The following is a 356-nucleotide window of genomic DNA, read 5'->3' on the forward strand; positions in this document are numbered from 1 at the left end:
TTCTGCAATAAATGGTATGGCTGTCGTTACAGTTGATATTTGGAATACGTTTGACCAGGGAACGAAAGATAAATATGTAAATGACCTGACTCACCTCACTATGAAATTCACCGGTGCACCTTTGGATAAAGTTTTAATCCTTATCCGAGAAATGGTACCAGGTAATTGGGGACAAAGTGGTGTGACAGGAGCAAATAAAGATTTTCTTTCAAAAAGTCGACAATTGTAAGTAATTTTCAAAATAACAATGCTAAAGGAGATAAAATTCAATGGCGAAAAATTTGCAAGATACTACGACTCTGCACAATGGTGTTAAAATGCCTTGGTTTGGTTTGGGTGTATTTAAAGTGGAGGAA

1 protein-coding gene and 1 pseudogene are annotated in these 356 nt (G+C 36.2%); both read left to right on the top strand.

Annotation, left to right across the window (positions count from 1 at the left end):
- Window positions 1-229, top strand: a 229-nt coding sequence (locus HP401_RS35525; RefSeq protein ID WP_173607635.1) for a tautomerase family protein, incomplete at its 5' end; no start/stop codon positions are given.
- Window positions 230-269: 40 nt separating this feature from the next.
- A pseudogene (locus HP401_RS35530) lies at window positions 270-356 on the top strand (aldo/keto reductase); the annotation flags it as partial.

It is taken from the genome of Brevibacillus sp. HB2.2 (assembly GCF_013284275.1).
Lineage (GTDB): Bacteria > Bacillota > Bacilli > Brevibacillales > Brevibacillaceae > Brevibacillus > Brevibacillus brevis_D.